This window comes from Rathayibacter sp. AY1D1 (genome assembly GCF_002932635.1).
In the GTDB taxonomy this organism is placed as follows: Bacteria; Actinomycetota; Actinomycetes; order Actinomycetales; family Microbacteriaceae; genus Rathayibacter.
In genome coordinates this window covers 1-932 of record NZ_PSVY01000068.1, presented here as the reverse complement: position 1 = coordinate 932, position 932 = coordinate 1, and the positions used below count along the sequence as shown (strand labels likewise).

Sequence of the window (932 nt, the reverse complement as noted above, 5' to 3'; positions counted from 1 at the left end):
GCGGCCGGTGTCGGTGCGGGTCATGGTGTGGTCCTCTCAGCGGTTCAGGAACGGGGCGACGCGGCGGATCGCTGCGCGGCGGGCGTGGGCGACGCAGTGACGGAACGAACCGCTGGTGATGCCGTGCAGCTGGTCGGAGTGCCACGCCTCCCAGACGCCGGACGTGCGGCGGGTGACGTGCACCGAGGGCGTCGTCTGGGGGTCGGTGCCCACGACACGGATATCGACCGCGCGGGTGTTCGCGAGCGTGAGGTAGGTCTTCGCGGTGGTCTGCAAGTCGGTGGTGATCTGCATGGTGTGGGTGCTCCCTCTGGCTGATCGTTTTTCTTTGCCTCTCCGGCGGGGAAAACCGTTTGAGTGGAGGCGGCGCAGTGACGCCGATAGCGGGCGAAATAAGCCCGCAGGGCGCGTTCGCTATCGGTGGCACGGAGCCGGTGGAGCGAAATAGGTTGAAACCGCGGAGAGGTGAAGAAAACAGGTGGAACGGGCCGCATCGCGGCCTCCGACCCGCGGTGCTCCGTCGCCGCTGCGCGAGTGCAGCTCGCGCCCCGGAACGGGACACCGGGGAGCGTGAGGGGGTCGCCCCTCACGGGCCGGCGCCGCCGGCCCCACACTCGAGCGGGTCGTGTCAGCGTCGGATGCGACGATGGAGGCATGTGGGAGCTGGCACACCGGACGCGCGCGGAATCGGCATCAACGGTGTTGCGCAGCAACGCGGCGACGAGCGCCGCGGCGATCGCGGAAGTGCGCGCAGGGATCCCGGAGGATCACGTCATCCTCTACGTGCTCCGCGTCGAGAACTGAGCGGGCGCTCTACTCCGCGGCGCTGCGGCGGGGTGCGCGCTGGGTGGTTGTGGTGACGACGGCGGTCGCGCGGGTGAGGTTGGGGCCGATGGCGTCGGCTTCGAGGACGCGGCCGGTGCGGCGGTTCT

1 protein-coding gene is annotated in these 932 nt (G+C 70.1%); it reads right to left on the bottom strand.

Annotated features, from left to right (window positions below; genetic code table 11):
• Positions 1–36: 36 nt before the first annotated feature.
• Positions 37–294 (bottom strand): hypothetical protein, encoded by a 258-nt coding sequence (locus C5C56_RS17400; RefSeq protein WP_104234631.1) that lies wholly within the window; start codon positions 292–294, stop codon positions 37–39.
• Between the last annotated feature and the right edge of the window lie 638 nt (positions 295–932).